Here is a 16,694-nt window from a genome sequence, read left to right as displayed (position 1 = left end):
GGTGGTTCGACGCTACCGCGTCAGTCGCGGAAGCGTCGAGGTCGATGGGACGAGATGCGGTCGAGGCCCCGTCGCACGCCGGGCAGGAGCACGACGAACGACGCGACCACGACGACGATCCCGAGGGTCACGCCCAGCCACAGCGGCACGGGCGAGGCGGGGCCGTCTCCCCCGGGGCCGAACGGCGACGGGGTCGGCGTCAACGTCGTCGACGCCCGCAGCAGCGGGGCCAGCAGCGGGGCGGCGAGCAGCGGCGTCACGACCCGGCCGCGCTGCTGCCGGGGGCGTCGTCGGCCGTGACCCGCGCCTCCTGGGCTCCTCGCCCCGCGGGCACGTCGTCACCGTGGGAGGCGGCGGCCGCGTCCCGCTCGGCGGTGGCGGTGATGCGCTCGAGCATGCCGGAGAAGATCACCCCGTGGAAGGGCAGGATCGCGAACCAGTACAGGCGCCCGCCGAGCCCCTGCGGGAAGAAGACCGCGCGCTGGCGGTAGTGGGAGCCGCCGCCATCACGGGGCGTGACGGTCATCTCCAGCCACGCGCCGCCCGGCACCTTCATCTCGGCCCGGAGCCGCAGCAGGTGGCCGCGCTCGATCTTCTCGACGCGCCACCAGTCGAGGGCGTCGCCCGCACGGAGCGTGCTGCGGCTGCGACGGCCGCGCTGCAGCCCCACTCCCCCGACGAGCCGGTCCATCCAGCCCCGCGCGGCCCAGGCCAGGGGGAAGGAGTACCAGCCGTTCTCGCCGCCGATGCTCTCGACCACCTTCCAGAGCTCCTCCGGAGGCGCGGTCGAGTCAGTCTCCCGGTCGTCGGTGTAGACGATGTGGCCCGACCAGTCGGGGTCGCTGGGCAGGAGGTCGCTGGGCGCTCCCGACACCGAGCTGTCCTGCCAGCTCGTCTCGACCTCGCCGTCCTTCTCGCGCTGCAGCGCGAGGCGCACGGCCTGGCGGTAGCGCAGCAGGCCCTCGGCCGGCGCCGGCACGTACTGGTCGATGTCGTGCTCGTGCACGACGCAGTCGTACTGGAGCGACGCGATGATCGGCACGGCGAGGGCGCGCGGCACGGGTGTGACGAGGTTGACCCACTGCGAGGCCAGCCACGGCGTGAACACCGGCAGCGAGGCGATGGGGCGTTGCTTCAGCCCCGCCTCCAGGGCGTAGCCGTTCATCATCTGGCCGTAGCGGAGGACGTCGGGGCCCCCGATGTCGAAGGTGCGGTTGACGTCGGCGGGCACGTCGGCGGCCCCGAGGAGGTAGTGCAGCACGTCGCGGACGGCGATCGGCTGGATCTGGTTGCGGACCCACTTCGGCGCGGGCATGTAGGGCAGGACGTCGGTGAGGTGGCGGATCATCTCGAACGACGCCGAGCCCGAGCCGATGACCACGCCCGCCTGGAGGGCGACCGTCGGCACGCCGCTCGCCAGCAGGATGTCGCCGACCTCCTTGCGCGACTGGAGGTGCTTCGAGAGCTCGCCCTCGGGGTGCAGGCCGCCGAGGTAGACGATGCGGCCGACGCCCGCCTCACGGGCGGCGTCGGCGACGGTGTGGGCGGCCTCCGCCTCCGCCGCCTCGAAGTCGCCGCGACCGCCCATCGCGTGGGCGAGGTAGTAGACGACGTCGACGCCCTCCATGGCGGGGCGGACGGTGGAGGCGTCGGTGAGGTCGCCCTCGACGACCTCCACGTCACCGGCCCACGGGACGTCGACGAGCTTGCCGGGGCTCCGCACCAGGACGCGCACGTCGGCGCCGGCCGCCACCAGGCGCGGCGTCAGACGCCCGCCGATGTAGCCGGTCGAGCCGGTGACGAGGACACGGCGCCGCGCGACCGCGCCGTCGTTCTCGCGCACGACGGGGTCGGCGGCGGGGCGGGGGTCGGAGGGGACGGGGTCGGTGGCCATGTGCCCAAGCTACGCTGGCAGCATCATGACTACCCAGCAGCTCCCCACGGTCGCCGCCGTCGCCGGCATGATCGACCACGCGATCCTCAAGCCCGAACTGACCCGTGCCGACGTCGACGAAGCGCTCGACACGGCCGCGGCGCACCACGTCTTCAGCGTGTGCGTCCGCCCCTCCGACGTCGCCCACGCCGTCGACCGCCTCGAGGGCACCGGCGTCCTCGTCGGCACCGTCATCGGCTTCCCCCACGGCACGACCTCGACCGAGGCCAAGGTCGCCGAGTCCCGTCAGGCCGTCGCCGACGGCGCCGTCGAGCTCGACATGGTCGTCAACGTCGGCCGGCTGCGCAGCGGCCTGCTCGACGACGTCGAGGCCGACGTCCGCGCCGTGGTCGAGGCCGCGGGCGACCTCGTCGTCAAGGTCATCCTCGAGACCGCCTTCCTCAGCGATGACGAGATCGTCGCGGGCTCGAAGGCGGCCGAGCGGGCCGGCGCCGCCTTCGTGAAGACCTCCACCGGGTTCGCCGGCGGCGGCGCGACCCTCCCCCACCTGCGCCTCATGCGCGACGCGGTCGGCGAGGCCGTCCAGGTCAAGGCGTCGGGCGGCGTGCGCGGCCTCGACACCGTCCTCGAGATGCTCGACCTCGGCGTGACCCGCTTCGGCACCAGCGCCAGCGGCACCATCCTCGACGACCTCGCGCACCGGCTCGAGACCGGCAGCGCCTCCGGCGCCGGGGACGACGCGACGTCGTACTGAGCTGACGCCGGGGAGCCCCGGCCGACGCCGCGACAGAGCAGGAGGCCCGCACGACGATCGTCGTGCGGGCCTCCTGGCGTCCGGGCGTCCGCGCGTTCGGGCCTCCTGGCGCCCGGGCCGACGCGGCGCGGGCTCGCCCGGCCGGCGCGGGCGGACGCCGCACGGTGCGGGATCAGGGCGCGGGCGCCCCGAGGATCTCACGGCACCGCACGACGTCGGCCCGGATGTGGGCGATCAGCGCGTCGAGCCCCTCGAAGGCGACGTTGCCCCGCACCCAGTCGACGAAGTGCACGGTGATCTCCTGCCCGTAGAGGTCGAGCGTCACGTCGAGGAGGTGGGCCTCGACCTGCTTCTCGGGCACGCCCTCGAAGGTCGGGTTGTTGCCGACGGAGACGGCCGCCGGGTACAGGGTGTCGCCGACGAGCACCCGGGCGGCGTAGACGCCGTCGGCCGGCACGAAGCCCTCGCTGTGCGGCTCGAGGTTGGCGGTCGGGAACCCCAGCTCGCGGCCGCGCTGCTCGCCCTGGACGACCACGCCCCGCACCGCCGGCTCCCGGCCGAGCAGCTCGGCGGCCTCGCGGACGCGGCCGCCGTCGAGCAGCTCGCGGATCCAGGTCGAGGAGGCGCGGCGTGCGCCTCCGGGGCGGACGTCGTCGATCGAGACCACCCGGAGCCCGCGGGTGGCCCCGAGCTCGCGGAGCGTGTCGACGGTGCCGCTGCCCCGGACGCCGAAGCGGAAGTCGTCGCCGACGAAGACGACCCGCGCGTGGAGGGCGCCCACGAGGATCCTGTCGACGAACTCCTCGGGAGCGAGGGCGCGGAGCTCGTCGTCGAAGGTGAGCATGAGCGTCGCGGCGACGCCCGCCTGCTCGAGCAGCTCGCGCTTCTGGCGGTTGCTGACCAGGGCCCGGGGCACGTCGCCCGGTCGCAGCACGGCGAGCGGGTGCCGGTCGAAGGTGACGACGGTGCTCACGAGGCCCTCGTCGGCGGCCACCTGCTCGAGGAGGTCGATGACGGCCCGGTGGCCGACGTGGACCCCGTCGAACTTGCCGATGGTGACGGCGCTCGGCCCGAAGTCGGCCGGGACGGAGGCGACGGTCTCGAAGAACTGCACGTCGCCTACTCGGGCAGGCCGGTGACGGACTCCGGCTCGCCGTCGTGCGCGCGCTCGGCGGCGGTCGGTCGGGTGCGCGCGAGCCAGATCATGCCCAGCACGGGGAGCAGGAGCGGCACGAAGCCGTAGCCGCGGCCGAAGAACGACCAGACGGTGTCGTCGGGGAAGAGGGCCGGGTCGAGAGCGGTCACGAGCCCGACGATCAGGACGCCGGCGAGCTCGAACGAGATGGTCGCCCAGGCGACGGCGTAGGAGGTGGTGCCCCGCTTGACGAGGGCCACGGTCGCGACGATGTAGACGACCGCCGAGAGGGCGCTCAGCGTGTAGGCGAGCGGCGCCTCCGAGAACTGCTCGGCGATCTGGAAGACGGAGCGGCCGGTGGCCGCGAGGGCGAGGAGGGCGTAGACCGCGACGAGGACCCGGCCGAGGCCGACCGCGCGCGTTGACTTCTGAGTGACCATCATCGACCAGGATAGGTCGCGGTCGCCGTGCGCGCCGACACGGGCGGCAGGGTCGACGGTCTGCGGCTCGACGACGGCGTCACGCGACCTGCACCGTCCAGATCTGCAGCATGCGGTAGACCATCACGGCGACCGCGAACACCGACGCCGCGAGCACGAGGTTGCTCCACCGGGTCCGGTCGACGAGCGCCCAGACCACCGCCAGGGGCGGGAGGAGGATGGCCGACACCAGGTAGATGTAGAACTCGACGACGTTGCCGGTGGGCGGGTTGCCGACGAACGGGGCCACGATCGCGACGACGAGCTGGACGAGCAGCAGCACGAGCACGAGGGCCGTCGCACCGACGGTGATGTCGTTCGGCAGCTTGCGGGCGAACCCGGCGACGACGCAGACGAGGCCGGCGACGCAGGCCACGACGACCTGCACCCAGGTGAACCACTCGATCATGCCGACACCTCGTCGCTCGGGAAGTTGACGATGGGGACGGCCTGCCCCCGCCGCACCTCGACCAGCCCGGCGAGGTCGCCGGAGGGCGTCACGGCGGCGACGGGCCCGGCGGTGTCGTCGATGCCGACGGTGACGCGCTTGCCGTGGCCGAGGTCGACCGTCTCGTCGGCGGTCATCCGCCAGACGGGGAAGAGGCGCTCCGCCACCGCGGTGGGGGGCAGGAGGGCGGGCGCGACGTCGATGCCCTCGAGGACGGCGGCGTCGGCGACGCCGAAGGGGCCGACGGTCGTGCGGCGCAGGGCCGTGAGGTGCCCGCCGACGCCGAGCCCGGCGCCCAGGTCGCGGGCCAGCGCCCGTACGTAGGTGCCGGAGGAGCAGCGCACCCGGACGTCGAGGTCGCGGACGGTCACGGTGCGCCCGGCCTCGTCGACGACCTCGGCGGTGCGCCGGTCGTGGACGGAGAACTCGGAGATCGTGACGTCGCGGGCCTTGAGCTCGACCTCGACGCCCTCGCGGGCGAGGTCGTACGCGCGACGGCCGTTCACCTTGATGGCGCTCACGGTCGTGGGCACCTGGCTGATCGGGCCGCTGAGGGCCCGCACCCCGGCGTCGATCGCCTCGTCGGCGACGGCGGAGGCGTCGTGCGTGGCGGTCGTCTCGCCCTCGGAGTCGTCGGTCGTCGTGGCCACGCCGAGGCGGATGGTCGCCTCGTAGGTCTTGTCGAGGCCGACGAGGAAGGTCAGGAGGCGCGTCGACGAGTTCAGGCCGAGCACGAGGAGCCCGGTGGCCAGCGGGTCGAGGGTGCCGGCGTGGCCGACCTTGCGGGTGCCGGCGGCCCGGCGCACGCGCGACACGACGTCGTGGCTGGTGATGCCCTGCGGCTTGTCGACGAGGAGGATGCCGCTGTTCACGCGACGACGCTACCGCACCGGCGAGGGGCGGGCCTCAGCACGCGTCGTCGAACACGCGGCGCGGGTGCTCCGGGTCGCTGACGTCGACGACGGAGGTCGCCCGGGCACGGAGGCCGCCGCGGTGGGCGTCGGCCGTGACCCAGACGCTGTAGTTCCAGAGGCCGGCGAGCTCGGGCTCGTTGAGCCCGGCGCCGTCGACGAGGAGGAGCGCGTCGGCGGGCCCGGTGACCCAGCGCGGCTCGGCGGCGCGGCGGGCCTCGCGGTCATAGGCCGCCTCGACCCACCCGGTGCTGCCGCCGAGGCGGAAGGGCTCGATGAGGACGCGGCGGAAGAGCTCGGGCGCGAAGGCCGGGTCGGCGGCGCCGACGTCGGGCGACGAGCCCGTGTCGACGGGGACGACGAAGTCCTCGACGGAGGCGCGGAAGGCCGCGTGCCCGAGCTCGCGGAGGGCGTCGGCGAGGTCGTCGGCGAACGCGGCCTGGCCGGCACCGGGCAGGCCGTCGACGGCGACGAAGGCGCGGCCCCTCGAGTAGTTGTGCAGGATCTCGGTCGCGAGTGCACGGAGCGTGTCTTTCTTGGCGGGGGCCCAACGGGTGGTCATGAGGTCACCCTAGGCCGCGGTGCCGCGCGGCGGCTCAGCGGCCGGTGATCACCCGGCCCTCCGCGTCGAGCCAGCGCACGGTGGTGAGCATCGCGTCGAACAGCTCGACGAGTGCGTCCGCCACCGCGTCGCTCGCGGCCTCCGTGTCGGCGGTGCGCTCGTGGGCCTCGAGAACGGTCAGCGTCGCCGACACGAGACGGTCGAGCTGCCCGGTCACCCTGGTGAGCGTCGTGCGTCGGCGGACCACCCGACCCGGGGAGTCGCGGGCCGGCTGCCGATCGCCGGTCTCGCTCCACACGACCGCCGGTTCACCTCCCACGCCCAGGGCTGTCGCGCCGCGGCCGACCCGCCCCAGCAGCAGCCGGTCGAGATCGTCGGTCGACCGTGCGACGACCGGCACCACCGTGACCACGATGCTCGCGGTCGTGCCGGTGTCGGGCAGCGGGCCGGCGGTCACGTAGGAGTCGAGCACGTGGCCGTCGACGTCGGCGGCGCGGGCCTCGATCAGCCCGCTGCCGACCCGCTGCCCGAACTCCGGCGGCACCTCCCCGCCGAGGACGCTGCCGAGCTGGTCGACGACGGCGTCGAAGGCCATCTCGGGCCGCAGCTGCCCCGGGATCTGCACCCAGCCCCGCGGCACCATCACCGCGTACCCGACGCCGACGACGCCCGGCCCCCGCTGCACCCACCGCCGCGCGGTCATCGGTCGACCCCCGTTCCGCGGAGCAACCGAGCCCGCACTGGGTCGAGCGACTCGACCGGCTCGTCGGCAGCCGGGTGGCCCCGGCGACGTGCTAGCAGTCGACGCACGCCACGGACGACGTAGACGACGAGAGCCACGGCTGCTGAGGCCAGCATGACCAGGCCTGACATGCCCGCTGGTTCCGTCCAGAACACGCCCTCGTCGAAAGCGAACGAGTACGCGATGCACAGGTAGGCGTTCATCGCCCAGACGAACGCCATGAAACCTGGCTGAGACCCGCTCGGAGTTCGAGGTTCTCGAAGGATCATCTCCACAGCCATCGCGGCGATGGGAACGGCGAGCAGGGCGAAAGTGACGCCTGGAACGTGGAACGGCGGCCAGCCCGGAGATGGATCGTAGACAGACTCCAATCCTCGCGGTCGACGTCCGTCGAGCTCCCACCTGTACCCGATGATGACGTAGGCGATGTTGACGCCTTGCGTCACGAGGACCGGTGCGAGGCTGAGGTAATAGGCCACGAGCCACAACCAGCCGAAAGAACTTCCATCAGCCGTCTCGGCGCGTCTACGGCCGGATGGGCGTTTGACCTTCATCTCGTCCTGACCTTCCCCGGGACCGCTTCTCCGGGGGGCTGGACCATGCGCGTCACGGTGACGACGTAGTCGGAGGCGTTGAGCGCGTGAGCGATCTTGAGGTCTCGGACCACGCGGCTGACCGCAACCGGGTCGTCGAAGCATGCTCCCAGCCGATCTCGTCGCAGGAAGGTCTTGATCTGAGCCATGTCGACGTCCCCCAGGTTCTGCCGGAGGGACTTGCTGAGGAGGCCAGGGGCGGCTCGGTCCCACGTCGCCTTCACCCATGCCGTCGCCAGCGACCGCGACTGGCCCGACGCGACCAAGCCGTTGACCCGGTTCACTGCGATGCCCCTCGCAGCGGTCTTGGCACCAGCGACGAGGACCGATCCGGTGCCGAAGGTGGCGAGGGACAGGGCAGCGAAGGCGACGTCCGACCACTCGCCAGTCCCGACGGCGGCTTGAGCGGTCGTGACGGCCAGGACGCCGACCATGAGGGCGAACGCGAAGACGTTGACGCCCGGGATGAAGAGAGCCGCGACGGCCAGCGCCATGCCCACGAAGCCTGCGACTGTGACGAGGCCGTCGATCCAGTGGTCGTTGTCCTCCATCCACTGCTGGAAGCCGTCGAAGGCCACGCCCGCGGCGCCGCTCACGTCGTCCCAGAACGAGTCGCGGGGCCCGTCGGCCTCGAGGTCGTCCAGGCGCGCGATCGCGGTCGTCGCGGCGGCCTCGACCGCGGCGTGCGCGGCGTCCACACGGCCGCCGTGGAGCACGACACGCTCGGCAGCCTCGGCGAGACGCAGACGCTGCACACGAGCGAGCTCCTCGTAGTCGGCCCGCGCCTCCTCGCCGACCGCGACCAGGGCCATGCCCTCGTATTTCTCGACCAACCGTCGAGCCGCGTCGTGGTCGTCGACCGCGAGGCCGTGCTCCCGGAGGGCGGGCCCCGAGGCCGCCTGTGCCTCCTCCAGGGCGGCGGCGTAGGCCCGCAGTGCCTCCCCCGCGCCCTGGTAGCGACCGTGCACGCTCCGCAGCTGCTGCTCGACCTCGCCCGCCGATGCGAGGAAGGCCTCGATCGCGTCGCTCTGCGCCCCCTCGGCGTCCAGGGTGCGCAGCGACTCGGCCGCCGACCAGATCAGCTCGGCCGTCGCCCCCCACCGCACGGCCAGCGCCAGAACCTGGGTCGGATCGCCCGTGACCCGGGGCTTCGACAGATCGCCCGCGACGTTCACGACGCCTCGTCGCGGAGGGTCCGAGGGCAGCGAGGTCTCGTCATGGTGGGTCCTGTCTCACAGTGGTCGGCGGGCTGCTGCCCAACATTCCACATGTACCGTTCTGTCGCCACCCGGCGGCCGATGCTGGGGACGATGACCGGGGCATCGCGCCTGGGGAGGGCGTGCCTCCGCCGAGGGCGCGCAGCCTAGGATCGACCGGTGCCCCTCGCCTCCCCCGTCGCCGCCTGGTTCCGCGAGAACGGGCGCGACCTGCCCTGGCGCCGGCCCGGCTTCACCGCGTGGGGAACGCTCGTCAGCGAGGTGATGCTCCAGCAGACGCCGGTCGTCCGAGTCGTCCCGCGCCTCCAGCAGTGGCTCGAGCGCTGGCCCACGCCCGCCGACCTGGCCGCCTCCCCCGCCTCCGACGCCGTCCGCGCCTGGGACCGCCTGGGCTACCCCCGTCGCGCCCTCGCGCTCCACGCCGCCGCCGTGGCGATCACCGAACGGCACGGCGGGGTCGTCCCCGAGGAGGTGCCCGACCTCCTGGCGCTGCCCGGGGTCGGCGACTACACGGCCCGGGCCGTCGCCGTCTTCGCGTACGGGCACCGGCACCCCGTCGTCGACACGAACGTGCGTCGCGTCCTGGCCCGAGCCGTCGAGGGCCTGGCAGAGCCCTGGGCCCCGTCGGCCCGTCGTGACCTGCCGCTGATGGAGGCACAGCTGCCCCTCGACCGAGAGGAGGCGCGGGTCGTCAGCGCGGGAGTGATGGAGCTGGGTGCCCTGATCTGCACCGCCCGCTCGCCCCGCTGCGACGAGTGCCCCCTGATCGCGGAGTGCGCGTGGGTCCTCGCCGGACGCCCGGCGCACGTCGGGCCGCGCCTCCGCACCCAGGCGAAGTTCGAGGGATCGGACCGCCAGGTGCGCGGGCTCGTCATGGCAGAGCTGCGGTCGAGCGACGTGCCCGTCACCGCCGCGGAGATCGCGACGGTGTGGCCCGACGCCGCCCAGCGCGACAGAGCCCTCGCCGGACTGCTCCGCGACGGGTTGGTCACGGGCAGCGCCGACGAGGGCTGGGAACTGCCGAGCTGACGACGCGAGGCGCCTCGGCCTCAGGTCAGCGGGTGCCGCCGTCCGGCTCGACGAAGCCGTCGCCGAGCGGGGCGTCGCCCGCGGGGGCGTCGGCCGAGGGCGCGGGCTCGACGTCGTCGACCCCGAGAGCGTCGTCGTCGTCGTCTTCCTCGTCGTCGTAGTCGTCCTCGTCACGGGGCTTCACGTACGGGTCGGCGTCGCCGGCGTACTCAGCTGTGGCGGCGATCGTCTGGCTCTCCTGGTCGCGCTGACGCGCCTCCTGCAGGAGGCGGTCGATGGACGCCGCGTTCTCGGGCAGGGCGTCGAGGATGAACTCGATGCTCGGGGTGAGACGCGCGGTGATGTTCTTGCCCACCTCGCTGCGGAGCATGCCGGTCGCGGACTTGAGGGCGGCGCCGGTGTCGCGGCGCTCCTCGTCGGTGCCGTAGACCGTGTAGAAGATCGAGGCGTGCTGGAGGTCGCCCGTCACCTTGACGTCGGTGATCGTGACGAAGCCGAGACGCGGGTCCTTGATGCCCTTGTCGAGGCGTCGAGCGACGATCTCCTTGATGCGGTCGGCCATCTTGCGGGCGCGCTGCGGGTCAGCCATGTCGNGGGGCCTCGTTCAGTGCTGTGACGCCGGGGTCAGACCCGCGGCTTCTCGACCATCTCGATGGTCTCGATCTCGTCGCCGATCTGGATGTCGTTGAACTTGCCGAGGCCGATGCCGGCCTCGAAGTCCGTCCGCACCTCGGTGACGTCGTCCTTGAAGCGACGCAGCGAGTCGATCGCCAGGTTGTCGCCGACGACGACGCCCTCGCGGATGACCCGAGCACGGGCGTTCCGGGTGATCGTTCCCGATCGCACGATGACACCCGCGATGTTGCCGACCTTCGAGGAGCGGAAGATCTCGCGGATCTCGGCCACACCGGACTGCTTCTCCTCGAACTCGGGCTTGAGCATGCCCTTGAGCGAGTTCTCGATGTCCTCGAGGGCCGCGTAGATGACCGAGTAGAAGCGGACGTCGACACCCTCGCGAGCAGCGCGCTCCCGGGCCTTCGTGTCGGGGCGGACGTTGAACCCGATGATCACCGCGTTGTCGACCGTGGCGAGGTTGACGTCGCTCTCGGTGACGGCGCCCACGCCGCGGTGGATGATGCGCAGCTGCACGCTGTCGTCCACCTCGATCTTGAGCAGCGACTCCTCCAGCGCCTCGACGGCACCGGACACGTCGCCCTTGATGATGATGTTGAGCGCCTCGACCTTGCCCTCCTCGAGAGCACGGGTGAAGTCCTCGAGCGAGATGCGCTTGCGGGCCTTGGCCAGCGACGCGTTGCGCTCGACGGCCTCGCGCTTCTCGGCGATCTGACGGGCCGTGCGGTCCTCCTCGGTGACGAGGAAGGTGTCGCCGGCGCGGGGGACGCTCGACAGGCCCTGGACCAGCACGGGCCGGCTCGGGTAGGCCTCGTCGACGGCGTCGCCGTTCTCGTCGACCATCGCACGGACGCGGCCGTAGGCCGTGCCGGCGACGATGGCGTCTCCGACGCGGAGCGTTCCCGACTGGATGAGCACCGTGGCGACGGCACCGCGACCCTTGTCGAGTCGAGCCTCGATCGCGACGCCTCGGGCGTCCTTGTCGGGGTTCGCCCGCAGGTCGAGGCCCGCGTCGGCCGTGAGCAGGACGGCCTCGAGGAGGGCGTCGATGTTCTTGTTGTCACGGGCCGACACGTCGACGAACATCACGTCTCCGCCGTACTCCTCGGCGACGAGACCGTACTCGGTGAGCTGCTGCCGGACCTTCGCCGGGTTCGCGCCCTCCTTGTCGATCTTGTTGACCGCGACCACGATCGGCACGTTGGCCGCCTGGGCGTGGTTCAGGGCCTCCACCGTCTGCGGCATGATGCCGTCGTCGGCGGCGACCACGAGGATCGCGATGTCGGTGACCTGCGCACCACGGGCACGCATGGCGGTGAACGCCTCGTGGCCCGGGGTGTCGATGAAGGTGATGGCGCGCTCGACGCCCTCGTGCGGGGCCCACACCTGGTAGGCACCGATGTGCTGGGTGATGCCACCCGCCTCACCGGCCACGACGTTGGCGTTGCGGATCGCGTCGAGGAGTCGCGTCTTTCCGTGGTCGACGTGGCCCATGACGGTCACGACGGGGGGACGGATCTGCAGGACGGACTCGTCCTCGTCCTCGAGCTCCTGCTCGAGGTCGATGTCGAAGCCCTCGAGGAGCTCCTTGTCTTCGTCCTCGGGCGAGACGACCTGGATGTTGTAGCCGAGCTCCTCGCCGAGCACCTGGAAGGTGGCCTCGTCGAGGGACTCCGTCGCCGTGGCCATCTCACCGAGGTGGAAGAGCACGGTCACGAGGTTGCCGGGGCTGGCGTCGATCTTGTCGGCGAAGTCGCTGATGGACGCACCGCGACGGAGACGGACGATCGTGCTGCCGTCGCCGCGGGGGACGCTGACGCCGCCCAGGGACGGCGCCGACCGCATCTCGAACTCGGCCCTCTTCGTCCGCTTCGACTTGCGTGCCTTGCTCTTGCCGCCACCGCGGCCGAACGCGCCGGCCGTGCCGCCGCCGGGGCCACGACCACGGCCGCCGCCGCCGCCCGCGGGGCGGGGAGCGCCGAAGCCGGGGCGGAAGCCGCCCGCGGCACCGGGGGCGCCGCCGCCGGGGCGCTGGAACCCACCACCGGCACCGCCGGGACGAGCACCGGCACCGGCCGGACGCTGGCCGAAGCCGTTGGGGCGGGGGCCTGCGCCCACGCCGGGGCGCGGAGCGCCCGGACGGGGAGCACCGGGACGGGGAGCCATCGGGCGGGGGCCCGCGGCGCCGCCGGGACGCGGCATGCTGCTCGCGGCGCCGGAGCCTCCGGGACGGGGCGCGCTGGGGCGACCCATGCCCTGGTTGCTGGCGAAGGGGTTGTTGCCGGGGCGCGGAGCACCGGGGCGGGGGCCACCGGGCTTGGGGCCGGCGGCACCGGGCTTGACGGCGTCCGCCGCGGGGGCGGAGGCGGCCTCGGCGGCGGCGGCGGCGCGCTGCGCCTCCGCCTGGGCCTGACGCTCGGCGACGGTGAGCGGCGCGACGGGGGCGGGTGCCGCCTCCGCCTCGGGCTCAGCGGCGACGGGAGCGGGCTCCGGAGCAGCGGGCTGCTCGGCGACCGGGGGCTTGGGGGTGGGCGCCGCGGGGCGGGGCGTACCCGGCTTGGGAGCCGACGACGACGCCGCGGTGGCGGGCTTGGCGGGTGCCTTCGGGGCGGGCGACGCCGAAGCAGCACCGGCGAACGCCTGGCGCAGCTTGCGGGCGACGGGGGGCTCGACGCTGGAGGACGGGCCCTTGACGAACTCGCCCATCTCCTTGAGCTTCTCTAGTGCGGTCTTGCTGTCGATCCCCAGCTCGCTGGCGATCTCGTGTACGCGTGGTTTAGCCACAGTTCTCCTGTCTCGGGCCCCGCCCGATCAGGGTGGAGCCGTCAGTTCTGGACGGGTCTCATTTCGAGCCGCTCATTAGTTGTCCATGTGCCTGTCAGCCTGTTCTGTCTGGGCTAGTGGTCGTGGTGGAACTCGGGGTGGTGCATCGGGAGTGGTCCGTGCCACGAGGTGGTCGCGGAGCTCCTGCGAGTCGGGGTCCGAGTCGAGGCGGAACGCACGGCGGAAGGCCCTGCGCTTCACTGCTGACTCGAACGCCTCCATCGAAGGCGTCAACCACGCACCCCGCCCGGGGAGCGAGGCGGTCTCGTCGACCACCAGGCGTCCGTCTCGGACGACGATCCTCACGAGTGACGACCGCGGAGCGCGCGTTCGAGTGCCGATGCACGTTCTGACGGGTTCCACCTTACCCCCTCGGGTCGCGGGACGGGAGACGCCGGGGGCGAACGGCGTGGTGCGCCGCCCGCCCCCGGCGCCGTGGTCGACGATCCAGCTCAGTCGTCCTCGAGGATCGAGTCGGGCTGGATGGGTCATGCCTGCCACCGTGCCGCCGACGCTGCGCGCCGTCGACCCGGCGCGCGGACCGACATCCAGCTCAGTCGTCCTCGAGGATCGAGTCGGGCTGGATGTCGATCCGCGCGCCCGTCAGCTTCGCGGCGAGGCGGGCGTTCTGGCCCTCCTTGCCGATGGCGAGCGACAGCTGGTAGTCGGGCACGAGGGCGCGGACGGCCTTGGTCGACTTGTCGATGACGAACGCCGAGGACACCTTCGCGGGCGACAGGGCGCTCGCGACGAAGGTCGGCAGGTCGCTGGAGTAGTCGACGATGTCGATCTTCTCGTCGTTCAGCTCGGTCGTGACGGCGCGGACCCGCTGGCCCATCTCGCCGATGCAGGCGCCCTTGGCGTTGACGCCCGCCTCCGTGGCCCGGACGGCGATCTTGGTGCGGTGGCCGGCCTCGCGGGCGAGCGACACGATCTCGACGACGCCGCTGGCGATCTCGGGCACCTCGAGCGCGAAGAGCTTGCGCACGAGCGAGGGGTGGGTGCGCGAGACCGTGATCTGCGGCCCCTTCGTGCCCTTGCTGACGCCCGTCACGTACACGCGGATGCGCGAGCCGTGCGCGTACTTCTCGCCGGGCACCTGCTCCTCCGGGGGCAGGATCGCCTCGACGGTGCCGAGGTCGACGTGCACCATGCGGGGGTTCGGCCCCTGCTGGATGACGCCGGCGACGATGTCGCCCTCGCGGCCCTTGAACTGGCCGAGGACCTTGTCGTCGCCGATGTCGCGCAGGCGCTGGTTGATCACCTGCTTCGCGGCGAAGGCGGCGATGCGACCGAAGTCGCTCGGGCTGTCGACGGCCTCGCCGACGACGGCGCCCTCCTCGTCGCGCTCGATGGCGAAGACGGACACGTGGCCCGTCTTGCGGTCGAGCTCGACGCGGGCCGCGGGCACGCGGCTCTCGGGCTGGTTGGTGTGCTTGAGGTAGGCCGTGAGGATGGCCTGCTCGATGATGCCGACGAGCTCCTCGAAGGGGATCTCGCGTTCGCGCTCCATGAGGCGCAACACACTCAGGTCGATGTCCACTGAGGGCCTCCACTGTTCAGATCTGCAGGCTGCGCGCGCGGTGGCGCACACAGCATCCCCCTACGGTACCCGAGTGCGGGCGGGGGGACGCACCTCCCGGACGCACGACACCGCGCCTCCTCGTCACGACGACGGGGAGGCGCGGTGCCGGTGGTCAGGAGGCGCGCGGTGCCGAGAGGGCCGACACGGCCTCGGCGACGGTGACGGGCGTGCGCTCGCCCGTGCGGCGGTCCCAGAGCTCCACGACGCCCTCGCCGGCCGAGCGGCCCACGACGACGATGCGCGGCACGCCCAGGAGCTCGGCGTCGCCGAACTTCACGCCGGGCGAGACCTTGGGGCGGTCGTCGTACAGGACGTCGAGGCGGTGCTGCTCGAGCTCGGCGGTCAGGGCCTCGGCCACCTCGAAGACGACGGGGTCCTTGCCGGTGGCCACGACGTGGACGTCGAAGGGCGCCACGTTCTCGGGCCAGACGAGGCCCTTCTCGTCGTTGTTGGCCTCGGCGATGACGGCGAGGATGCGGGTCACGCCGATGCCGTACGAGCCCATCGTGACGGTGACCTGCTTGCCGTTCTCGTCGAGCACCTTGAGGCCCAGGGCCTCGGCGTACTTGCGGCCCAGCTGGAAGACGTGGCCGATCTCCATGCCGCGAGCGGTCTCGATGGGGCCGGAGCCGTCGGGGGCGGGGTCGCCCTCGCGCACCTGGGCCGCCTCGACGACGCCGTCGTGCTCGAAGTCGCGACCGGCGACGAGACCCGCGACGTGGACGCCGGGGATGTTGGCCCCGGTGACCCACGAGCTGCCCTCGACGACGCGGGGGTCGACGACGTAGCGGATGCCGGCTCCCCAGCCCGCACCGCCGGGCCCGATGTAGCCCTTCACCAGGCCGGGCGCCTTCGCGAAGTCCGCGTCGCCGGCGGCGTCGACCTCGGCCGGGGCGAACGCGACCTCGAGCCGCTTCATGTCGACGTCGCGGTCGCCGGGCAGGCCGACGACGACGAGCTCGCGCGTGCCGTCGAGGTGCGTGAGCGCGACCACGACGTTCTTGAGGGTGTCGGCGGCCGTCCAGGGCCGGCCGTCGGCGCGCGGGTGCGCGGCCTCGAGCTGCTCGACGAGCGAGGCGATGGTGGGCGTGTCGGCCTTGTCGAGCATCACGGCGGCGGGCTGGCCCTCGATCGGCACGGTCGCGGGCACGGTGGTGGTGAACGCCTCGACGTTCGCCGCGTAGCCGCCCGCCGAGCGGACGAACGTGTCTTCGCCGACCTCGGTGGGGTGCAGGAACTCCTCGGAGCGGGAGCCGCCCATGGCCCCGGCGTCGGCCTGGACGATGACGTACTCCAGGCCGAGGCGCGTGAAGATCCGCTCGTAGGCGTCGCGCTGGGCCTGGTAGCTGAGCTCGAGGCCCTCGTCGCGGACGTCGAACGAGTAGGCGTCCTTCATCGTGAACTCACGGCCGCGCAGGAGGCCGGCCCGGGGCCGTGCCTCGTCGCGGTACTTGTCCTGGATCTGGAACAGGGTGAGGGGGAGGTCCTTGTACGACGAGTAGAGGTCCTTGACGAGGAGCGTGAAGACCTCCTCGTGCGTGGGCGCCAGGAGGTAGTCGGCGTCCTTGCGGTCCTTCAGGCGGAACATGCCCTCGCCGTACTCCGTCCAGCGGCCGGTCGCCTCGTAGGGCTCCCGGGGCAGCAGGGCCGGGAAGTGGACCTCCTGGGCGCCGGCGGCGGCCATCTCGTCGCGGATGACGGCCTCGATCCGGGCCTTGACGCGGAGGCCGAGCGGCAGCCAGGCGAACACGCCCGGCGCCTGGCGTCGGATGTAGCCGGCCCGCACGAGGAGCCGGTGGCTGGTCACCTCCGCGTCGGAGGGGTCTTCTCGGAGGGTGCGGACGAAGAGCTGGGAGAGGCGCGTGGACACCCGACCAGCTTAGGGGCGC

Annotated in this window: 17 protein-coding genes; 2 read left to right on the top strand and 15 right to left on the bottom strand. The window is 72.7% G+C overall.

Translation table 11 applies throughout. The annotated features are described in order from the left end of the window. Positions 1-20 precede the first annotated feature (20 nt). Entirely contained in the window at positions 21-260 is a 240-nt protein-coding gene (locus IFT45_RS06525; protein WP_167258992.1) for a hypothetical protein, read from the bottom strand. Then, a complete protein-coding gene (locus tag IFT45_RS06520; RefSeq protein ID WP_192127271.1) occupies positions 257-1,894 on the bottom strand; it encodes an SDR family oxidoreductase in 1,638 nt (545 codons plus the stop codon). Before IFT45_RS06520 ends, IFT45_RS06525 begins: the two co-directional genes overlap by 4 nt. A 25-nt stretch (positions 1,895-1,919) precedes the next feature. Between IFT45_RS06520 and deoC the strand changes: the two genes are divergently transcribed. Further along, the gene (gene deoC / locus IFT45_RS06515) at positions 1,920-2,648 is read left to right on the top strand and encodes a deoxyribose-phosphate aldolase (protein ID WP_185232307.1); all 729 of its coding nucleotides are present in this window, start codon (positions 1,920-1,922) and stop codon (positions 2,646-2,648) included. Positions 2,649-2,820: 172 nt separating this feature from the next. Here the strand turns inward: deoC and IFT45_RS06510 are convergent, their stop codons facing one another. From IFT45_RS06510 to IFT45_RS06475, 8 genes are all read right to left on the bottom strand, one after another. Beyond that, on the bottom strand, positions 2,821-3,762 hold the full coding sequence (locus tag IFT45_RS06510; RefSeq protein WP_056054079.1) for a bifunctional riboflavin kinase/FAD synthetase: 942 nt from the start codon (positions 3,760-3,762) through the stop codon (positions 2,821-2,823). A gap of 5 nt (positions 3,763-3,767) precedes the next feature. Then, a complete protein-coding gene (locus tag IFT45_RS06505) occupies positions 3,768-4,226 on the bottom strand; it encodes a hypothetical protein (protein ID WP_056054076.1) in 459 nt (152 codons plus the stop codon). Between the two features lie 76 nt (positions 4,227-4,302). Beyond that, positions 4,303-4,671: a hypothetical protein gene (locus tag IFT45_RS06500; RefSeq protein ID WP_056054073.1), complete on the bottom strand. Its 369-nt coding sequence runs from the start codon at positions 4,669-4,671 to the stop codon at positions 4,303-4,305. Beyond that, a complete protein-coding gene (gene truB / locus IFT45_RS06495; protein ID WP_192127269.1) occupies positions 4,668-5,582 on the bottom strand; it encodes a tRNA pseudouridine(55) synthase TruB in 915 nt (304 codons plus the stop codon). Before truB ends, IFT45_RS06500 begins: the two co-directional genes overlap by 4 nt. A 34-nt stretch (positions 5,583-5,616) precedes the next feature. Then, on the bottom strand, positions 5,617-6,183 hold the full coding sequence (locus tag IFT45_RS06490; RefSeq protein ID WP_192127266.1) for a hypothetical protein: 567 nt from the start codon (positions 6,181-6,183) through the stop codon (positions 5,617-5,619). Positions 6,184-6,217: 34 nt separating this feature from the next. Beyond that, entirely contained in the window at positions 6,218-6,886 is a 669-nt protein-coding gene (locus IFT45_RS06485; protein WP_192127264.1) for a hypothetical protein, read from the bottom strand. After that, complete coding sequence (locus IFT45_RS06480) at positions 6,883-7,479, bottom strand: hypothetical protein (protein ID WP_192127262.1); 597 nt, start codon at positions 7,477-7,479, stop codon at positions 6,883-6,885. The genes IFT45_RS06485 and IFT45_RS06480 overlap by 4 nt, the downstream gene beginning before the upstream one ends. Next, positions 7,476-8,693, bottom strand: a complete 1,218-nt coding sequence (locus IFT45_RS06475; RefSeq protein ID WP_192127260.1) for a hypothetical protein — start codon at positions 8,691-8,693, stop codon at positions 7,476-7,478. The genes IFT45_RS06480 and IFT45_RS06475 overlap by 4 nt, the downstream gene beginning before the upstream one ends. A 201-nt stretch (positions 8,694-8,894) precedes the next feature. On the opposite strand from IFT45_RS06475, the gene IFT45_RS06470 reads away from it, so the two are divergent. Beyond that, entirely contained in the window at positions 8,895-9,764 is an 870-nt protein-coding gene (locus tag IFT45_RS06470; protein ID WP_371810891.1) for an A/G-specific adenine glycosylase, read from the top strand. A 25-nt stretch (positions 9,765-9,789) separates the two neighbouring features. Here IFT45_RS06470 and rbfA read toward each other — a convergent pair whose 3' ends face one another. From rbfA to IFT45_RS06445, 5 genes are all read right to left on the bottom strand, one after another. Beyond that, positions 9,790-10,353 carry a 30S ribosome-binding factor RbfA gene (rbfA, locus tag IFT45_RS06465; protein ID WP_185232291.1) on the bottom strand — a complete coding sequence of 188 codons (564 nt, stop codon included), beginning with the start codon at positions 10,351-10,353 and terminating at the stop codon, positions 9,790-9,792. 35 nt (positions 10,354-10,388) lie between these two features. Further along, entirely contained in the window at positions 10,389-13,181 is a 2,793-nt protein-coding gene (gene infB, locus IFT45_RS06460; RefSeq protein WP_056054044.1) for a translation initiation factor IF-2, read from the bottom strand. 75 nt (positions 13,182-13,256) lie between these two features. Next, positions 13,257-13,712: a YlxR family protein gene (locus tag IFT45_RS06455; RefSeq protein ID WP_197982211.1), complete on the bottom strand. Its 456-nt coding sequence runs from the start codon at positions 13,710-13,712 to the stop codon at positions 13,257-13,259. A 61-nt stretch (positions 13,713-13,773) separates the two neighbouring features. Further along, positions 13,774-14,763, bottom strand: coding sequence for a transcription termination factor NusA (gene nusA / locus IFT45_RS06450; RefSeq protein WP_056054040.1), 990 nt, complete (start codon positions 14,761-14,763; stop codon positions 13,774-13,776). 154 nt (positions 14,764-14,917) lie between these two features. Beyond that, a complete protein-coding gene (locus tag IFT45_RS06445) occupies positions 14,918-16,675 on the bottom strand; it encodes a proline--tRNA ligase (protein WP_192127257.1) in 1,758 nt (585 codons plus the stop codon). Between the last annotated feature and the right edge of the window lie 19 nt (positions 16,676-16,694).

The organism is Frigoribacterium sp. CFBP 13707 (assembly GCF_014842245.1).
GTDB lineage: Bacteria > Actinomycetota > Actinomycetes > Actinomycetales > Microbacteriaceae > Frigoribacterium > Frigoribacterium endophyticum.
Note: the sequence above shows the minus strand (reverse complement) of the source record. Positions and strands in the feature narration are given on the sequence as shown.